Here is a 19744-nt window from a genome sequence, read left to right as displayed (position 1 = left end):
TACTCTCTCAATTACCTATCAAATAAATCCTACCACATGAAAACATCTCTATATTTTTTTAATTCTGTGCTACTATTGTTATTCGTATCCCTTTTTCCTTCCGGCAGCTACGGACAAACCGTATACGCGAATAGCCAATCCAATTCCATCACCGGTTTATGCTTGTTATGCAGTATCAATAACCCCAACAATGCCGTTGATACTGATCTCACCAATTACTCGGAGTTTGTGGTGCCGGTAGAATTATTAAGTGCAAAATTATCCCAAACACTGATTTTTCCTTCCGCAGGAAGTGCTGCCTGCGATTCACTCATTATAAAAGTGGCCAGTACTTATTCATTGAGCGTCGGTGCTTTTAGCAATATTACCGTACGTACGTACAATGGCAGCACTGCCAATAACGATTCCCTCTCTCCCTCCGCAGCGCAAATACATATTCTGCCGGATAATACGCAGGCAGAACTTTTATTACGTCCCGGTCAATCATTTGACAGGGTAGTAATAACCTATAATACAGGACTGGCCGGCCTGCTGGGAAACTTCAGGATATATTATGCACTGCGTAAACAGTCATTACCGGCACCAGTAACCATACCTGCAAAAGATACTACAATATGTCAGGGTAATACTGTAAAAATACGTCCACTGCGTAATGTCAACACCATATACCGCTGGTACGATGCAGCAACAGGGGGAAACCAGATCTCATCTGACCCCGGCGATTATTCCATTTCTGTCAGTCCTCCAAGTACTACCACCTATTATGTTGAAGGAGAAAGCGGAGGATGTACAAGTCAGCGCACTCCGGTAAAGGTAGTTGTCAATCCCAGGCCTGCCAATCCCGTGTACTCGGTACCCCAGTCTATTGCCTGTGGCAATACCGCCATATCCGTGACCAATTATCAGTCTGGTATAAATTATAATGTACGCCTTAAATATTCCGGACTTTTTGGTCTCATAAAAGACACTTCTTTTACTGTAACCAACAGTGGCATTGTAAATGTGGCAGACATTGCATATTTCTTCAACGCTAACGTTGACATCTATTTACAGGCGGTAAACGCCCTCACCGGCTGCCAGTCAGACAGTGTACATATGGCCTTTAGCATAGGTGGCCATGCCACTTATGTAGCGTTGGACGCAGACAGTGTCATCATCTGTAAAGGAGACAGTGCTACTCTTCATGCATTTATCCATAATGATCCTGGTGATGATATCGCTATTATCCGTTGGTATGATGCTCCTACAGGAGGTCATTTACTGGGCACCGGGAAGTATTTCAAAGTAAGTCCTGCTACTACCACCACCTATTATGTGACCGCTGCCTATCAATGTGAATATCCTGTTCGCGTCCCCGCGACTGCAGTAGTCCGCAAATTACCTGACCCGGTATATACTGTTCCCCAGGGAATGGTTTGCGGCAGTCAGACATTAACGGTCCAAAACCATCAGGCAGGCTTCAACTATCGCGTACACGTATTGTACAAAAATTTTTCAGGTATATTTCTTGACACCGCTTATCTGATCACCAATAGTGGTACTATTACGCCCCCGGCATTCTTACCTCCTGTACCCTCCCAGGTCAATGTCTCCCTGCAGGCAGTTGATCCTGTTTCCGGATGCAGGTCTGATACCATTTATAAATCCTATAACATGGGTGGTTCGTCCCAACGCCCAAGCGTTGATGCAGACAGCATTAATATATGTTTGAATGACAGCACTACGTTACATGCATTTGTTCCCGTATTTACATTATCAATTATTAGGTGGTATGATGCTCCAACAGGCGGGAATCTATTATTTACAGGCAACTATTTCAAGGTCAGTCCAACAACCACCAGGACCTATTATGCGAGTGCGGGTTACGAATGTGAATATCCGGTAAGAAAACAAGTGAAGGTGGTCGTTAATCAGTGCCTGTCCGTCAGGAAAACTGCCGGCACATCACCGGAGTTGCTCGAGTGTTATCCTAATCCAACCAGCGGCAGGCTTCAGATACGCCATAAGGAGAATTTGGAAGGCAGTATTATCCGAATACATGATCTCCAGGGTAAACCTGTTTATCAAAGTGTACTGAAAGCTAATTATGTACAACTGCCATCTTCCGTTCCAACCGGTATTTACACCATCCAGGTACGAATAAAGACGGGGAAAATACTGATTGGAAAGGTCATTGTAAATAAATAGGTATACCAACGCAAATGGTCCCCCTGCCGCTGGGGATTCAAAGAGCCCTACCAGTGAAGGGGATTGATAAATCTTGACTTGCGTTCATAGCCTGCTAAGTTGGTAGAAAAGCCGCTTAAATCGTAGGATTTAAGCGGCTTTAATTTCCTTTGGTATTCTTGTGGTGGTCCCGCTGGGATTATATCGTAGTCTACGTCACCAGGCAAGCACACTGATTTTGGAAAAAAATTAGTCCCGCAACTGATAGTGTCCTGAGCCGTTTGTAGCAATGACTAATCGTCATTTCACCAATTCGACTTTGACGGGTATTTTTCCCCTTTTTTTACCCGGCCACACTTCCGCCAAAATAGATGCATCGACCAAACCATCTGTACCAACAATCAAATTATTCTTTAAACACATACAAAATTAATACACATTTAAAATTCGCTCTGGCAACCCTCTTGACTAAATGTTTTTTTTATCTATTTTCGATTACATAAAAGTAATGGATTACCATTTTTTTCATCACTCTAAACCTCAAATAACTGTAATACAAATGTTGTGGAATTACCCTCAGAAGGCAGTCCTGTATTAACTTTCCTTTAGGCGTTCATTTCTGCAAGACTTCTTTTCTATTTCCTGATGGATACGACAGCCGGACAAAGTACCAGATATCGACAGAACAGACGACAAAACGAAAGTGTATATAGATGCATTTGAAAAGCTGGAGAAAGCAGAAATAAAAAAGGAATACGTTGATATTTAGAGATTAAATTATTTCTCAGAAAGTCCTTATTCTTACTATAGTAAAACCGGATCTTCCATAACAATAGTTAGTAAACCTACTAATTTAAAAGAAAAAAATTTTAGGACTAATTATTTTTTAACAGCTTCAGTTACCACCGATCACCAAAAAGACATCAGCTCTATTTGAATGATTCAATGTAAGTGTTTACCCATAGCATTTTCAACTAACATTTTAAACCTCATATAACCAAAGTTCACAACCTCTTTTATTATAATACCCGCGTATTGATGCCAGTATTTTGCATTGTTGCAATTATCTGAGTTTATTGTCCTGGCTGAACCGGCATGCATAGCGTGTCTTTGGCGGAGCTATGCTACTGCGTTTCCCGCTCTCTGATCTCTTCCAGTGCATGAGTATACTGATTGTCTTACCCATAAAATGTTGTCTTATGAAAAATGGCATCTCCTATTTCTTTCATAGCAACCATTGCAGAGATGGTCCTGCTAATTCTTCTAAAACCCTTTTCCGTGGCTGAATTACGTATAAATATCTTTCAGCCTTTTCTTTTACAACATTAATATAGGCTATGGAAAATTTAAATGAATGCAACACTTGTAATTGCCATGTCAGGCATTCCGGTGAGCAGCAATCATCGGGGACGATACCCTCGAAAACCGTCAGGAGCGTACCTTCGGTCATACTGAGCATCCTGATTGCTTTTTTCCCGAAATGTCCTATGTGCTGGGCTGTTTATATGAGCATGTTCGGTAGCCTGGGATTGGCGAAGCTACCTTATATGAAATGGCTGCTGCCCGTAATGATGATCTTCCTGGCGATACATCTTTTCTTTTTGTATAAGCGGATAAGAGTGGCAGGATACCTGCCTTTCCTTATCAGCATGCTGGGTGCGGTTTTTATTATGAGCAGCCGCGCATTCTTCCCTGGCACACAATGGTCGCTGGTTGCGGGCGTTGGCATGATCCTGACAGGATCTTTACTGAATAATTTCCCCAATGTATCCTTGAAACTCATTCACAAGAAACACAAAATTGCTTAACTATGAAAAAAAATGGCATAGGCGTTCGCCGCTCTATAATTGAAATTCAGAATGATTATGATGCAGGCATCAATAATGATCTGGAAAAACTAATGACAGCATGGGCGTATATTAAAGCGTTACCCCCCACTGACCCTAACTCTTTTTTTGTGATAGGCGGGTATCACGGAGAACCATTTGCCGGGGAAGGCGCTACAAACCCGGAATGGTGGGGTGGTTACTGTAATCACCAGAATGTGCTTTTCCCAACCTGGCACAGGGTATATGTATACAAGCTGGAAAAAGCCCTGCAGACCACTCCTGGTTGTGAGGACGTAATGCAACCCTATTGGGACGAGACAGATTCTTATTCAACCACATATGGTATACCGCGTGCGCTTACAGCTCCGAAGTTTACATTCAAGGGAGAGTTCCCGGAGTGTTTGCGTGATAAGGGAATTGTACCTGATGATAATAATGCCATCGATAATCCGCTGGCCTCATTTACATTCCCTAAAGAAATAACTGACCAGGTGAACAACGACGACTCGGTTTATAGCAAACCACAGGGTTACCAAACAGTAAGATACCCGCTGTCTGGCCTTGTGGGCACGCCGGAGGCCCAAGCTACTACTTACGAGTATAATGCTAATTTCTTTGATCCAAACGCCAATATTGCCTTGCTGAATGCGAATGTATTACAATGGCTTAATAATGTGACTTACTACATACCCGGATGTGGCCCGGGAGACGGAACAACACGACCGGCAGGTATAGCAAAGTCATTCAGTGATTGTCTTGACGCTCCTAATTATACAATATTTTCCAATACGCAATCTGCTGCTTATTATGGTCAGGGGTACACTGCACTGGAGCATCCGCACAACGATATTCATTTGGCAGTTGGTGGTTTTACTCTTCCTACCGGTATAAATAACGGAGGCTATGACGCATCTCAGCTACCGGACGCAAATGGTGATATGGGTGAAAATGATACGGCAGGCCTGGACCCTATCTTCTTTTTCCACCACTGTAATATAGATCGTGTGTTTTGGTTATGGCAGCAAAAGCAGGGTTTTACAGAGCGTTTTGACATCATCGAAGACTCCGCAGATCTGGGTACCTCAAATGGTTTCAATGGCGGCGCCGGACAAGGCCCTGCCAACGGGCAAACGGAGAATGAAACACTGACTATGACAACTGCACTGAAACCATTTATAAAAGCAGATACTACCTATTTCACATCAGAAGACTGCATAGATATTGAGTCACAGCTGAATTATACCTATAGCGATGGCTCATTGTCGCAAAACGATGTTGTTGCAGCTGCAAGAGCTGCCAGGGCTGTCAAGTCAAAGAGAAGCAATCTGCATCTCTATATTTCAGGGCTTAGCAGAGGAGGTATCAAAGGCTCCTTTATTGTTGGTGTATATGCCACCAAAGGGGATGGCAAAAGATATCTTGTCGGTTATCAGTCTGTACTGAGCCGCTGGGATGTTGGTGGTTGTGCTAATTGCCAGGCGCATCTGGGAATATCCGGAGCCGTTAGTCTGAATCAGTACACGGAGGAAGAGGTCAGCGGAATGAAATTTCATCTGGAGATTTTTGGCCGGGAGAAACAGAATACAGAACGCTTCAAACAGTTCAGAGCATTGGTTGCGGCGGATACGCCGCCTTATAAGCTGGAGGTAAGGTAGAATTTCTATTGATAAAAATAAAGAGGGCGTCTCAAATAAAGTGCCCCCGAAAAGTTAGACAGCTTTTTTAGTTAGGCGGCTTGAGTTCTGTATTGTACTGGTCTCAAGCCGTTTAGTTATTGTTTGATTCTGTCATTATTGAAATAGCCTGATAAACAATATCCACATGTTTTTCAACCAAAGCAGATAATGCGCCCTGCACCACAGTATCATCCCCGCGGATGACTCTGTAATCATGGCCCGGTTCTCAATGCATAACCCTGCATACATCTTCTTCAGCTCCGCATGTTCGGCTTCAAGGTCTTTGAGACGTTTTACGTCACTAGCCTCCATATTTTGCCTTCCAGTTATAGAAGGTCGCTTCACCTATTGTCTGCCCAAAATTCCTGCTTTCACAAACTCATAGAAAAAGAAATCCTGCCAATTGTGGCAATTTCTGGAAGTTGATAAAAAGAAGTATTTACGTTCTCTATATTAAATACATTCAAAGCGGATCAAAAATCCAGATTGGCATGGCTGCATCATATAAGCAGTTTACCCGGGTGCGCCTTAAACCAGACATAAATGTAACATTTCACACCATATTCTGTAACATTTAACTACCCCATTTTAAAACGCATTATGGTAACTTCATTCTGTTGAGATAAGAGAAAGATTCCTGTTATGAAAATACTCCTGCTGTGCTGCCCTTTCCGGGTGGCCTGTCTGCTACGTTATCTCGCCAGAGCTTTAAGTACAACCCATCATTTGATATGGAATTCCCGTTTTGATTTACTTAAACTATCTAAGCTTTATGAAAACAATGTTACCTCTAATGCAATCGTTTGTTGCCGCGTGTTCTATGTCGGCTAAAACATGGTCGCAAGTCCTGCAAAAGGCGCTGACCTTTCTCTGTTTACTTTCTCCTGCTATTTTATTTCAGTCCCACCTGGTGGAGGCCCAATCCGGATATGTCTGGAAGAATGCACCTGTTGGTGGTGGGGGATTTGTAACAGGCATCGTTACGCACAAGGCCACCGGCGACAGGTATTGTCGCACGGACGTGGGTGGCGCTTATCGCTGGGATGCGGCAAACAATAGATGGATTCAACTACTCGATTGGCTTAACGAATCGGAAAATGGATTTATTGGTGTAGAAGCCCTGGCATTGGACCCGCAAAATGCCAATAATGTTTATATGCTCTGCGGAACCTCCTATATAAACGGTGGTAGAACGGCGATATTAAAATCTACAGACAAAGGAAATACTTTCACCTATACAGATGTTACGGCTAAATTTAAGGCGCACGGGAATGGCAATGGACGCGGCAATGGAGAACGGCTCGCAGTAGATCCGCAAAACAGTAACATATTATTCTGTGGAACGAGGGCTAACGGACTTTGGAAAAGTACAGATGGGGGCGTTTCCTGGAACCTCGCCTGGAACGGCGTAACAACTACTGCCAATGAAAACGGAATATGCTTTGTTGTTTTCGATCCATCTGGTGGCGTAGCAGGCGGAGCTAGTCAAACTATCTACATAGGTGTCTCGCGGACAGGAAGCGCCAATATCTATAAGAGTACCAATGGCGGCGCCACTTTTACCGACATCTCCGCTACGACGACCTTTATGCCGCACCGGGCCGCGCTGCAAGGAACGACCATGTATGTTACCTATTCTGATGATGCCGGCCCGCAGTCTAGCGGAGGAAATGGGAAGGTATATAAGCTCAACACCGCTACTGGTGTATGGACCAACGTTACACCTGTTTCTTCGAAAGATTATGCCTATGGAGGAGTAAGTATAGATCCTACGAACGTTAACCGGGTCATCGTTTCTTCCTGCGGCTTGTATTGGAACAACCAGTTCGGTACCGGCTGGGGGGACTTTATTTTTCTCTCTACCGATGGTGGATCATCCTGGACACTTAAGAACGGTACAAACGCTACGTATGATAGCAATGGCATTCCATGGACAAACGGCGGCGCTGTTAACTGGATGGACTGTATCGAGTTTGATCAGTCTAATTTATTGAAAGTACGCGTCATTGGTGGAGGCGGTGTATATACCTGCTCCGATATTACTGCTGCAAATCCTTCCTGGAAATATGATGTAATCGGACTCGAAGAAACTGCGTTCCTTGACGGTATTAGCATTCCCGGAGGACCATTTATTTCCTCCTTTGGAGATGTAACGGGCTTTGTACATGAGCCGCTGACTTCTTATCCCTCCAGGAAGCTTTCCCCTTCTGATGGAAACAACCAGAGCATTGCCTACGCTGCAGGAAACACCAACAAAGTAGTGAGAGCTTCCAACGGGGGAAACGTTATTTACTATTCGAACGACAAAGGCGCTACCTGGACGGGGGCTGCAACCAATATGGGGGCGCAGGGAAAAATTGCCGTTAGCGCAGATGGAGGCACCATCCTACACTGTCCCGGAGGTTCAACCACGACTTACTATACCACGAACAATGGCGGCAGCTGGTCCGCCTGCTCCGGTGTATCACTTGGAGATGCTGCGCCGGTAGCTGATCAGGTAAATCCGAACTATTTTTATATATACTATCCCTCTAACGGGCAGCTTCTGAGAAGCTCCAATAAGGGTATCAATTTTTCTGTAGCAGGCACACCGGGTGCGTCAACGGCGAACTATCCGTGGGAATCAGCCCAAATTCGGACTGTTCCCGGCTTTGAAGGGCATGTATGGGTACCCCTTGGCGGTAATGGGTTAAAATATTCAACCAACTACGGAGCTGCCTATATGACTATTTCCAATGTAAGTTATTGTAAATCGATTGGCATAGGAAAAGCAATACCCGGATCCAACTATCCTACGGTGTTCATTTGGGGAACAGTATCAGGGATCACAGGACTATTCAGATCAACCGATCAGGGGGGTACCTGGACCAGACTGAATGACAATGCACATCAATTTGCAGGTGCTCCTTTGCTGATTGGAGACCTGAATGTTGCGGGAAGAGTATATATGAGTGCCGGCGGAGGACGAGGTATCATTTACTGGGAGCCTGCTGCTTGTACACCTACGGCTATCACCCCCTATGTACAGGTCAATGGCGGAACATGGCAGCAAACAGCCAACGCAACTATAACCGTGGGAAACAGTGTACAGTTTGGTCCTCAACCTACACAGGGAGGGTCCTGGAGCTGGAGCGGCCCCAATAATTTCAGTGCTTCCACCCGTGAAATATACCTCTCAAATGTGCAGGCCAACCAAACAGGGAGCTATGTAGCCACCTATACCAACAGTGGCGGATGCCAAAGCACACAAACCTTTAATATAAGTCTTACGACTGGCACTATATTGAGAGAAGTATGGGCGGGTATTAGTGGTACTACTATCAGTAGCCTCACCTCCAATAGTAATTACCCCAACAATCCTACCAGCAGAGACCAGCTCACCAGCCTGGAAGGCCCAACAAACCAGGCGGATAATTATGGCACCAGGATCCGCGGATATATACACCCTCCTGCCACCGGAAGCTATACATTCTGGGTCGCAGGAGATGATAACACCGACTTATACCTGAGCCCCAGCGACAACCCCGCCAACAGCTCAAGAATAGCCTATGTGAATGACTGGACCGATTCCAGGCAATGGAATAAATACGGCACACAGCAGTCTTCTGCCATCAACCTGACTGCGGGCCGGAAATATTACATAGAAGTAGTTCACAAGGAAGGCAGCGGTGGAGATAACGTAGCGGTAAGCTGGCAAGGACCGGGCATTTCTCAACAAGTCATCAGCGGTAATTATCTTTCTACGTTTGTTCCGGGGGCAGGCGCCGTATCCTTTGCAAAAATGGCATCGGAGGCCGGTATGAGTGAGGATGCTGTTAGTCTGTATCCAACCCCTTCAATAGCAGGAAAATTCACCATTCTACTTCCGAAAATTTCAGAAAATATGCTGGTAAGAATTTTTGACAACCAGGGTAGAGTGGTTTATGAAAAGCAAGTTCGTGGCAGTAATCAGCTAGTGATCGATTCGGGACTTAAAGCAGGGTTCTATATTGTTGTGATCGACATTAAAACAGGCAGGGTCACGAAGAAGCTGATTGTTCAATAATATAGACAGCCTCTTATCACATACTGGAAAGGATGATGCTGATTTAACAGGACAAATGAGATTCACTCTCTTTTGTCCTGTTTTTGTCGATTTAATCTAACAGATGGCCCCATTCGTCTTAGCTATGAGATAAAACCTTAACTATTTTGACCCGTGATGAACAATATCAACCCGACTGTTAGACTAAATCACAACTTCTTCACTGTATTCAATCATTCTTCTGTCTGCACATTAGTTTGTCTTTTTGCTTTTTGGAAAGTTTTTGGGTTTTCTCCAATGTATCGCTTAAACAGTTTGGTAAAATGACTTAGATTGGAAAACCCTAGTTTATAGCCGACTTCGGAAACGGTCATATGGCCTTCAAGCAATTTGGAGGCTTCAGAAATTCTAATTTTCTGATGGTAGTTATAAATTGGTGATCCAAAAATTTGTTTGAACATACGGTTTAGTTTGCTTTCGCTTATTCCTGAAAATTTCGCTATTTCTGATAAATTAGGCGTTATGGAAAGATCCGAAAGCAAGTTATCTCTGACCTGATATACCAATTTTACGTCTGCGGGATTTAACGGATAGTAATCAAGACTTTTCCTTTTAAGGAATTCCAGCAAAAAATAATAAATCAACTCTTCACACCTTATTCTTAAACTGAATACAGACAGTTCGCTATTAATATCAGTTAGCGAAATTTTTGAAGCAATAGCCCGAATGGCTGGTGATACAAACTCTTCATACAAGAATGGCTTATCATTCAAGATGATTTTCTGTAAAAGGCTTTTCTCATTGAAAGTATATATGAGGTCTAATAAAAATTCTTTGTGAACCGATATAACCAAACTGTTAATTATCGTGTTGGGTGGATAAGAAAAGCTAACGTTCATATCACATGTACTTACTTGTACTGCCGTAGTCTCACCTTTTGATTTTGGAGGGGTATTAAAATTATTTTTTTCAACATCGTCTCCTTTAAATACGTTGCGAAAACTGAAAACAATAATATCTTTCTTAAGAGGGTCACTTTTTTTTTGTCCTTCCAGCGCTACTAAAAGTTGATAATTGTGAATCATCAGATTCATGGATTTGCCAAGTTCAACAATCATCATATAGCCTTTTCCCAGGTGTGCTGGTATCGGCAGCTTCACATTTCGCTCTGCATTATCGGGAATGAATGCTGTATTCTCTGTAATCTTGTCTTGGCCCGTTTCGGTTTTTTCAATTTTAGCCATCCTCTTTTGAGCTATTTTTTGGCAATTTACAGGTATTTTAGCATACTATCTATGTTTAACTTTGGGTTTCAAATCAAGATTATAAGATTATGGCATATCTCATTCAAAACAAAAAAATAGCAATTATCGGTGGTGGCCCGGTAGGCTTAACTGCTGCCCGTCTTTTACAAATGAAAGGTGCAAACGTCGTAGTTTATGAACGCGATACAAATGCGGAAGCCCGTATGCTTGGCGGAACACTGGATATTCATAAAGATACCGGTCAAAAGGCGATAGAAGAGGCTGGCCTTTTAGCAGAAATTTATCAATGGTCCAGGCCTACCACTGAAAGGATGGGCGATAAGGATGGAAATATACTCATCGAACTGGCACCAAGTGGCGACAACCTGTATATCCGCCCCGAAATTGACCGTCCGGATCTTAGGAATATACTCTTGAAAAGCCTCTATCCAAACACTGTAATCTGGGATTCTCACGTGATAAGCGTGAGCATGACTGATCATTTGCCGGTGATCCATTTCGAGTCTGGAGCATCGGAGTCAGCTGATCTCGTCATCATTGCTGACGGATCTATGTCTAAGGCAAGAGCGTCCGTCACAGACGCAAAACCCAAGTTTACCGGAACGTATTGTATTGAAGGGGAGATCTTTTATCCGGAGATTAGTACACCTAATTTTTATAAGCTGATCAATAGCGGAAATCTCGCCATCGTAGAAGATAAAAAGACCCTGTTTGTGCATACGAAAGGAAATGGGCATCTCAATTACTATGTAACTTTTCGCGAGCCGGATTCATTTAAAACCAGAGCGTTAAACTTTAAGGATACTGTCGGCGTCGAAAATTTTCTTATAGATCGATATAGTGATTGGAGTGAAATTTTTAAAGAATTATTCTATGGGACCGACGAATTCCATGGGTTTCCATTTCGGCTCCTTTCAGCGTTTGATAATTTGAAGGCACACGCCAATGTTACTTTGATTGGCGATGCCGCACACGTTATGCCTCCATTTGGTGGGCTGGGAGTAAATCTAGGCCTCCTTGATGCCCTAACCTTGGCTACTAATCTTACCTCTGAAGAATTTTCTACGATTCAGGAGGCCATAGATGATTATGAGCAAAAGATGATTGCTTATACAAAACCGTTATTGCTGGAGACTGGGAAAGCTGATGAAGAAATTCATACACAAACTTTAACAACAGCTGAACGAAAAGCAAAGAGAGACAAAATTAGCAAACTATTTGACAGAGAATTTAACGGGTGATTACATTATCTAATAACCTCGCCGGGAAGGAAAAGCAGCAGCATATTTCAAGAAGGGGGCAGGATTGTGGTAAAATGAAAAAAGAAGAAAAGCTGCTTCCACCGCCTGGAAGTTGCTGCCAAAACCACGCTTTTACATGAAGGCGAGATCTCAAAAAAATGTTCCTGATTGAAAAGGGCTGCATCCGTGTGTGGTTTAACAATAAAGGTAAGGACGTTACTTCCCAGTTCTTTTTCGAGAATGAAACGGTTGGCTCTATTGAAAGTTTCCGGAAAAATATTCCGAGCCAGACAAATATTGAAGCCATTGAACCGAGTGTGGTATGGTATGTCTACAAAAGAAATTTAAGCAGGATTCTGGACAAGATCAAAGAAATTCCACATTTAAGGGATATGTTTATTGATAAAGTTTTTGAGAGGACATTCGACTATATGAAGTATTTCATTTCGTCTACATGGATACACCACAACAACGTTACCCCATCCTGATAAAAGAAAGACCGAAATTGTAAACCGTGTTCCACAGCATTACATTGCCTCCTATCTTGGACACTAAACTTAGACTTTTTTTGTGTATCCTTTTTTGTATCCTTTCAGATTCGTTTGATATGATTTATCTTTTCATACCAAAAACAGAAAAGCCGCATAAATCCTACGATTCAAGCGGCTTTAATTTCCTTTGATAATCTTATCTGTGATCCCGCTGGGACTCGAACCCAGGGCCCATACATTAAAAGTGTATTGCTCTACCAACTGAGCTACGGAATCTTAACACCCCGTTTGTTTAACGGAGTGCAAAGATAGGAATAATTACTTTTCTTCCAAATTCTTTTCTAAAAATTTTTCCTATTTGCCTGTAAACACCACCTTGTAGCGGATGAGCGGGTCATCTTTTTCCTGATGGTCAAATACGTGCAGCATGTAATACTTGCCAACGGCCCAGTCATTGACAGCGTTATCGTAGTATGGACTTCCGGGGTTACCGCTTTGTCCGCCGGGGTAGATGCCGTATGCTTCTGTTTTATCTGAGAGCTGTACTACCATACGCCAGGAAGGGCCGTGGAAGCGCTTCGTGGCATTGACGATATGTTGCCCGCCGCCGGTATTGAGGTGTAAGGCGCTGAAGGCTGGTATGCCACGGGAGAGATGGCGGATATCTGTTCCACGGGCTTTGCCCAGCTCCAGTTTACCGGCTTTGTTCAACTCTGCCATTTCTTTGATGATGGAAGTGAAAGAGCCCTGTACCAGGCCTGACAATGTTTCTTTCTGCGGAGTGTTGATATTGTCCACAAAATGCACGGCGCTGTCGCGCAGCAACATCAGTAAAGCGGTGGTGGCCTGCGGCATGGCCAGTATGGTAGAATCTTTCGGCTCCAGTTCGTCCAGGAAAATGGTGTCTGTCAGTTTTCCCCACAGGGAATTGAAGATGGTAGCGGCCTTGCTGTCGGGAGAGGAGACACAGTCCCACTGCGACAACAACTGCCAGTAAGGGCGTTGATCATCGGTGAGCGCGGCGGTATCTATATGTTTGCGGATGAGCGGCATGGCTGCGGCGGCAAACAGGTTTTTGTTGTCATTCTGTAGCGTCATCATGTCCTGTGGCGTGATCTGGTTCATCTCGGCCAGGCGGCGGTTGATCCGCTCACCACGGAACAGGTCATAGTCGGAGCTGTACAGATTGTAAGGATACGTGTTGTCAGTAGGACGCTGATTAGCGGAACTGACGAAGTTACGTTCCGGATTTTTGATATGTGGCAGCTCATCATGGGGAATATATCCCTGCCAGGCGTAGGTGCTGTCGTTGCCGGGCATGATCCATTTACCCTGGTCTTTCCAGCGCAGCGGATACTGGCCGTTGTGCCAGATGGCGATATCACCGCCTTTATCGGCGAATACGAAGTTCTGTGCAGGGCAGGTGTATGTGCGCAATGCCTCCAGGTAATCCTCGTAATTACGGGCCTTATTGAGCCGATAGAAAGTGCGCAGCTCGTTGGAGGAATCCAGGGCTTTCCAGCGCATGGCGAGGAAAGTCTGTCCGGTTATTTTTTCCGGGAAGGTGTTGTCGAAGGTGACTGGTCCGAATACGGTGTAAGCCACGGTATCATATACAGTAGCGCCGCCTCTTACCTTGATGGCTTCCACCCGCAGGTCTGCCGGGCGGTAGTTGCCGTTGAACAAGTATTCTTTTTTACCGTTGCGGAACTGCATCCGGTAAAAGTCTTTCACATCTTCTTCGCCGTTGGTAACGCCCCAGGCGATATGGTCATTAAAGCCGATGATCACGCCGGGTGCGCCGGGCAGGGAAGCGCCGTAGACGTTCATGCCGGGGGTATGGATCTGTACTTCGTACCAGAGGGAAGGCAGGCTAAGTCCCAGATGGGGGTCGCTACAGAGGATGGGCGCGCCCGAGCGGGTTTTACTGCCGCCTACGGCCCAGTTGTTACTGCCATTGTCAGGATCGGGTTTGTCCTGCTTAAACTTCATATATGCGGCATCGACGGCCAGCACGCTGTCCGGCGGCGCCACCGCTTTGGCGGAAGCAGCCGCAAAAGATGTTCCTTTGGGAATAATGGGATCTAATGTGTCCTGGAAATCAGGGTATAACAGGTTGAAATCGGCCATAGAGAACAACCGGCGCGCATTGGTAAATTCCAGGTCATTGCAGGACCCGGCCAGGTCGGCCGACATGTACTTGAGCAGCAGGGCGGATTTGATCACGTCCCACTTCTCCGGCTTATAATCGAGGATCTTGTATTCTACCGGCAGTGTGGCGGGCGTGAGCTGGGCAATGAAGGCATTTATCCCGTCGGCATACGAGTGAATGGCTGTCCTGGTGGCCGGGTCAGCCTCCATCACGGCTACTGACCGCTCTGCGCCGTATACCATCCCGTCACGGCGCTTGCTCCTGTCGTAGTTCACCATCCCGGGCCCTAATATCTCAGACAACCGGCCGGCAGCGGCAAATGTCTGCAGCTCCATCTGCCAGAGGCGGTCACGCGCAGTTACGTATCCCTGCACATAATAAGCATCTGCTTCGTTTTCAGCGAAGATGTGCGGCACGGCACGGTCATCGTACCATACCTCCACTTTTCCGGTCAAACCGGGCAATACCATCTTCTCATGTGGCCGCTCTCCTATTACTTCTGCATTCTGCCAGAAACCTGTTTGCGGGCTTAACAATTTTCCCATCGGGGGAAGCTTACCCAGCTTGGTGTTGAGCGCATAGGTAAGAGACAATGTAACGGCGGCGGTGATAACTGCTGGGATGATTCTCATAAATAGTAGCTCAGATGTATATATGTAAAATACGCCATTTTTTCGTCAAACGAGCTAATGCAATAAGACTTTTATCAGCAGGTCCGTTTCTTCCTGCGTGTTGAAGCTATGTAACACGATCCGCAACCGCTCCTCGCCCTGTGGCACCGTCGGATGCAGTATGGCCCGCACGTCCAGCCCGGCCGATTGCAACATGGCCGCAATAGTACGCGTGTTCTCGTTTCCCCGCGTCAATACGCCCTGAACAGGCGTCTCTCCGGGCAATAACGTCAACGAATGCACGCCGGTCCTAAACTGCCGGATAAGGGCCGACAGGTGGGCACGGGCTTCATCCATATAGGGAAAAAGACTGTAGCTGGCCTGGATAGCGGCGATGGCCGTCGGCGGCAAGGCGGTGGTATAAATAAGCGACCGGGAAAAATTGATCAGGTAGTCCCGCAATGTGGCAGAACCTAATACTACAGCGCCATGACAGCCCACTGCTTTACCGAAGGTATGCACCCGTGCAAAACAGGCGTCTTCCAGGCCCAGTGCCTGTACCAGCCCCGCTCCTTTCGGACCCGCCACACCGGTGGCATGGGCCTCGTCCACAATCAGGTATGCTCCATATTCGTTGCATAACGATACAATGGCCTGCAGAGGCGCCATATCGCCATCCATCGAATAAACCGACTCCACAGCCACAAAGCAGTTGCCACTGGCATTATTGATCTTTTTACGGAGATCGTCCATATCATTATGCCGGAAAGAAAAGGTCTGCGCATTGGACAAACGCATGCCATCACGGATAGAGGCATGCGCCAGCTGGTCATATACCACCGTGTCGCCTTTCTGCGGCACACTGGAAAAAAGACCCAAGTTGGCATCATAACCAGAATTGTAAATCAGCGCAGCGTCAGCCTGATGAAAGGCCGCCAAATCAGCTTCCACGTCATTGATCCATTGATAGTTGCCAGCCAGCAACCGCGAACCGGTACTGCCATGCCATACCGGCCGCTCCTGCTGCAGCTCGCGGACCTTCTCCTGTAAAGCGGTACTGCGCGCCAGTCCCAGATAATCATTGGAACAGAAATCAACAAGTTGGCCCGGCAACCGCAACTCCCGGAATGAATGATGTTCACGCCGCTGTAACAACGGCTGCAACAAAAACGGCTCTGGACTTCTGTGCATATACAAATGGGCTTTTAGCAAATTAACAGATTCAATACTATCTTCGCACGACAAAAATAATCAATACCAGAAAGCGAAAACATGAGCAAAGTATCCATACTCGGATTAAAATTACCTACCGATCCCCGTTGGGTGAATCTCGCAGCGATCTCCCTGCAGGACATCCTCACGGACCATGCCTACTGTGAACAGAAAGCTGCCTCCTCCGCCATCTCCCTTATCCAGCGTAATCCGGAAAGAGAAAGACTGGTAGCGGAACTGGCGCCCATCGTCACGGAAGAATGGGGACATTTCCGGCAGGTACTGGCCGAGTTGAAGAAAAGAGGCCTCCCCCTGGGGAAACAACGGAAAGACGATTATGTGAACGCCCTCATGGACAACCGCGTCAAAGGCGGCAGCGCAGATGATGCCTTCCTCGACGCCCTGCTGATCTTCGCCCTCATCGAAGCCCGCAGCTGCGAACGCTTCCGCCTGCTCAGCGAAGGACTGGAAGATGAATACCTGCGCGACTTCTACCGCCGCTTCATGATTTCCGAAGCCGGCCACTACAGGCTGTTTATCGATCTGGCCAATGAATATTTCCCGGAAGAAAAAGTACGTAAAAGATGGGAGGAATGGCTGAAAATGGAAGCCGAAATCCTGAAGAATATTGAAGTGCGCGGTGACCGTATGCACTAATATTTTTTTATTTTGATATTTCACGGGGCCTTTCATCATAACAGCCCGGTGAAATATCAAACTATCAAAATAAAAAAATTAAAAGTTAAACCCGAGATTGACATAAAACTTCAGCTTGCCCGACTGATCACTATACATCATCGTGGCTTCTATCGGCCCCAGGAAACTGGCGTATCCCGCTCCCAGCCCATAACCTGTCAACCCGCTGTAAGTACTTTCGGCACCAATCAGGCTGCTGTTGTACAAAGCCGCCCCTACTCTCGGTATCGCATAAAACTTCCGTATAATTTCATATTGCCATGCTGCCTGCACTGCCGCCACCTTTGAAGACATCACCTCTCCTTCAAACACTCCCACGAACGGCACCTGGTTACGGACCACATCATTCATCCCGCCCACGACAAAAGCACTTACGACCGATTCATGATAGTTAAAATTCCATCCCAGGTTACCATTGAACTGCAAGGCTGATTTCCGCCCCAACGGCACGTAGTATTTGGCATTGACCAGCAACCGCTGATAGTCATTGAACCGGACGCCGGCGCTGTCCAGGTCCAGCGGAAATCCGCTGTTATTGACATTGATACCGGAATGCTGGTTGTAGATATATCCACCCTCTATGTTGAGCAGCAACCCGCTGGTAGGATACACCTTGCGGTTGACAGAATTTACGCCCAGGAAAGCATAGCTGTTCAGCTGGTTGGTACTGCCCCTTATCTCCACAAACGTCGAATACTGCGGCTTGAATTTGATGTACTCCCACCGTGTGCCGGCGCCGAAAGCAACATTACCGCTGGGAGAATATTGCAGGTTGATGTCTACATTCGCGTACTTATTGCGATAGGGCTGCATCTTGGTCAGGTCTTCATCATAAAACGTCAGTCCGGTATTTTCGTAATAGGCGCCCAGCCCGAAACCAAAGCTGCGGCTGCGTCCCAGGTACTTGAAATACTGCGCCTCCAGCCGCGGGTTTTCGCTCACGGCCACGCTCACAAAAGACCGGGAGTTAGGCACGATAAAATTCCGCTGCGTAAGGTTGAGTATAGCACTGGCGCCGGTAAGGGTGTTATAGTTGATCGCAAACTTAACGTAGGTGAGCGGGTTCTCTTCTGCAGTAATTTCCATCCTGTATTGACCGTAACCTTCGGGATGCAGGTTATAGGTGATCAGTTTGAAGAAGCGGGTGCCATACACCCGTTGGATGGCCTCGCGCAGCTGCGCATTGGTGTAGCAGCCACCGGGCTTCAGGTGCAGCCTTTGCAGGAAAAATTTCTCATCGGAATGTACCAGCCCCGACACATGGATACTGCTCAATTCAATATCAGCCGCAAACGGCAGCCGGTTCACCACTTCAAGGCGCGCATTCAGCGAGTCTGCCAGATGTTTGAACGCCGGGTACATCTCCCGCCCTTTCCGTTTGCCAATCTCGATAATAGAGTCCACACTGCCAAAAGCGGCCGCAGAATAGCTTTCCAGCTCTTCATTGATCGGAATATAGATATTGCACAGTTTCCGGGCTTTTTCAAAATCAGCAGCGTCTTTATAAAATCCCAGCTGGTACAGGATATCAAAAGGGGTCACCAGCTGATCTGCCTTACGCAGTCCCCCGCTCACATTGGAGCCGATCACGATGTCTGCCCCCATGTCTTTGGCGGTGATCACCGGGAAATTACGGACCACGCCACCGTCTACCAGTTTGCGGTCCCCTATTTTTACCGCCGTAAAAATGGAAGGAATGGCCATACTGGCACGCATACTCGTCACAATCTCTCCTGAATCCAGCGTAACAACCTGGCCTGTGGCCACGTCCGTGGCAATACATTTGAAGGGGATATCAAACGTCGAAAAATCTTTTTTGTCCTTCACCGGCCAGCTGAGCTTCGCCAGCTCCAGCCACAGGGCCTCACCGGAAATAACACCGGAAGCCAGCTTGGGACGGCCATACTCAAAGGGTATCTCGATAATATATTTGTTGTACTCGCTTTTTTCTTCGTAGGAAACATCTGTCAATACCGGCTGGTTGGTAAATAGGCTGTTCCAGTCCAGCCGCCGGGCCACGGCCTCAATGGAATCGCCGGAGTAGCCCATGGCATAGAGCGCGCCCACAATACTACCCATACTCGTTCCCGTGAGATAATCGATTTTGAGCCCTGCGCTGTCAATGGCCTCCAGGATGCCGATGTGCGCAAGGCCGCGGGCGCCGCCTCCACTGAGCGTCAGCCCTATCCTGGGGCCGTTATGGGCAGGCTGCTGCGCCTGTAGGCCAGTACAGAAAAACAACAGACTGAATAAAAATGTAAAAAATAATCTACTGAAATGTAATAACTGTCCCTGGTTCATCATAGTTTATAGCAGCTGTCATTAAAGATAAGGCTTTATTCCGTTCAAGATTCCTGTGCCGGCACTTGCACCCATAATAA

The 19744-nt window shown here is 46.3% G+C and carries 11 protein-coding genes, 1 tRNA gene and 1 pseudogene; 7 read left to right on the top strand and 6 right to left on the bottom strand.

Annotation, left to right across the window (positions count from 1 at the left end; translation table 11 throughout):
* Window positions 1-36 precede the first annotated feature (36 nt).
* From ACTJJS_RS10065 to ACTJJS_RS10055, 3 genes are all read left to right on the top strand, one after another.
* Complete coding sequence (locus ACTJJS_RS10065) at window positions 37-2187, top strand: T9SS type A sorting domain-containing protein (RefSeq protein ID WP_440663574.1); 2151 nt, start codon at window positions 37-39, stop codon at window positions 2185-2187.
* A 1526-nt stretch (window positions 2188-3713) separates the two neighbouring features.
* The gene (locus ACTJJS_RS10060; protein ID WP_440663573.1) at window positions 3714-3974 is read left to right on the top strand and encodes a hypothetical protein; all 261 of its coding nucleotides are present in this window, start codon (window positions 3714-3716) and stop codon (window positions 3972-3974) included.
* 2 nt (window positions 3975-3976) lie between these two features.
* A complete protein-coding gene (locus ACTJJS_RS10055) occupies window positions 3977-5650 on the top strand; it encodes a tyrosinase family protein (protein ID WP_440663572.1) in 1674 nt (557 codons plus the stop codon).
* A 234-nt stretch (window positions 5651-5884) separates the two neighbouring features.
* Here the strand turns inward: ACTJJS_RS10055 and ACTJJS_RS10050 are convergent.
* A pseudogene (locus tag ACTJJS_RS10050) lies at window positions 5885-6020 on the bottom strand (transposase); the annotation flags it as partial.
* A gap of 423 nt (window positions 6021-6443) precedes the next feature.
* Here ACTJJS_RS10050 and ACTJJS_RS10045 point away from each other — a divergent pair.
* Window positions 6444-9716, top strand: a complete 3273-nt coding sequence (locus ACTJJS_RS10045) for a PA14 domain-containing protein (protein ID WP_440663571.1) — start codon at window positions 6444-6446, stop codon at window positions 9714-9716.
* 212 nt (window positions 9717-9928) lie between these two features.
* Here the strand turns inward: ACTJJS_RS10045 and ACTJJS_RS10040 are convergent, their stop codons facing one another.
* Window positions 9929-10939, bottom strand: coding sequence for a helix-turn-helix domain-containing protein (locus tag ACTJJS_RS10040; protein ID WP_440663570.1), 1011 nt, complete (start codon window positions 10937-10939; stop codon window positions 9929-9931).
* An 89-nt stretch (window positions 10940-11028) separates the two neighbouring features.
* On the opposite strand from ACTJJS_RS10040, the gene ACTJJS_RS10035 reads away from it, so the two are divergent.
* Both ACTJJS_RS10035 and ACTJJS_RS10030 read left to right on the top strand, forming a co-directional pair.
* Window positions 11029-12201: an FAD-dependent oxidoreductase gene (locus tag ACTJJS_RS10035; RefSeq protein ID WP_440663569.1), complete on the top strand. Its 1173-nt coding sequence runs from the start codon at window positions 11029-11031 to the stop codon at window positions 12199-12201.
* A 158-nt stretch (window positions 12202-12359) separates the two neighbouring features.
* Complete coding sequence (locus ACTJJS_RS10030; protein ID WP_440663568.1) at window positions 12360-12689, top strand: cyclic nucleotide-binding domain-containing protein; 330 nt, start codon at window positions 12360-12362, stop codon at window positions 12687-12689.
* Between the two features lie 206 nt (window positions 12690-12895).
* Here the strand turns inward: ACTJJS_RS10030 and ACTJJS_RS10025 are convergent.
* From ACTJJS_RS10025 to ACTJJS_RS10015, 3 genes are all read right to left on the bottom strand, one after another.
* Window positions 12896-12968 (bottom strand) — tRNA-Lys (locus ACTJJS_RS10025).
* A 78-nt stretch (window positions 12969-13046) separates the two neighbouring features.
* Window positions 13047-15476 carry a penicillin acylase family protein gene (locus ACTJJS_RS10020; RefSeq protein ID WP_440663567.1) on the bottom strand — a complete coding sequence of 810 codons (2430 nt, stop codon included), beginning with the start codon at window positions 15474-15476 and terminating at the stop codon, window positions 13047-13049.
* A gap of 54 nt (window positions 15477-15530) precedes the next feature.
* Window positions 15531-16646: an aminotransferase class I/II-fold pyridoxal phosphate-dependent enzyme gene (locus ACTJJS_RS10015; protein WP_440663565.1), complete on the bottom strand. Its 1116-nt coding sequence runs from the start codon at window positions 16644-16646 to the stop codon at window positions 15531-15533.
* A gap of 81 nt (window positions 16647-16727) precedes the next feature.
* Here ACTJJS_RS10015 and ACTJJS_RS10010 point away from each other — a divergent pair, with 81 nt between their 5' ends.
* On the top strand, window positions 16728-17324 hold the full coding sequence (locus ACTJJS_RS10010; RefSeq protein WP_440663564.1) for a tRNA-(ms[2]io[6]A)-hydroxylase: 597 nt from the start codon (window positions 16728-16730) through the stop codon (window positions 17322-17324).
* Window positions 17325-17402: 78 nt separating this feature from the next.
* Here ACTJJS_RS10010 and ACTJJS_RS10005 read toward each other — a convergent pair whose 3' ends face one another.
* Window positions 17403-19604, bottom strand: a complete 2202-nt coding sequence (locus ACTJJS_RS10005; RefSeq protein WP_440663563.1) for a patatin-like phospholipase family protein — start codon at window positions 19602-19604, stop codon at window positions 17403-17405.
* Between the last annotated feature and the right edge of the window lie 140 nt (window positions 19605-19744).

Origin of the sequence: Chitinophaga sp. 22308, from assembly GCF_052045305.1 — a bacterium.
GTDB classification, from domain to species: Bacteria; Bacteroidota; Bacteroidia; order Chitinophagales; family Chitinophagaceae; genus Chitinophaga; species Chitinophaga varians_A.
Note: the sequence above shows the minus strand (reverse complement) of the source record. Positions and strands in the feature narration are given on the sequence as shown.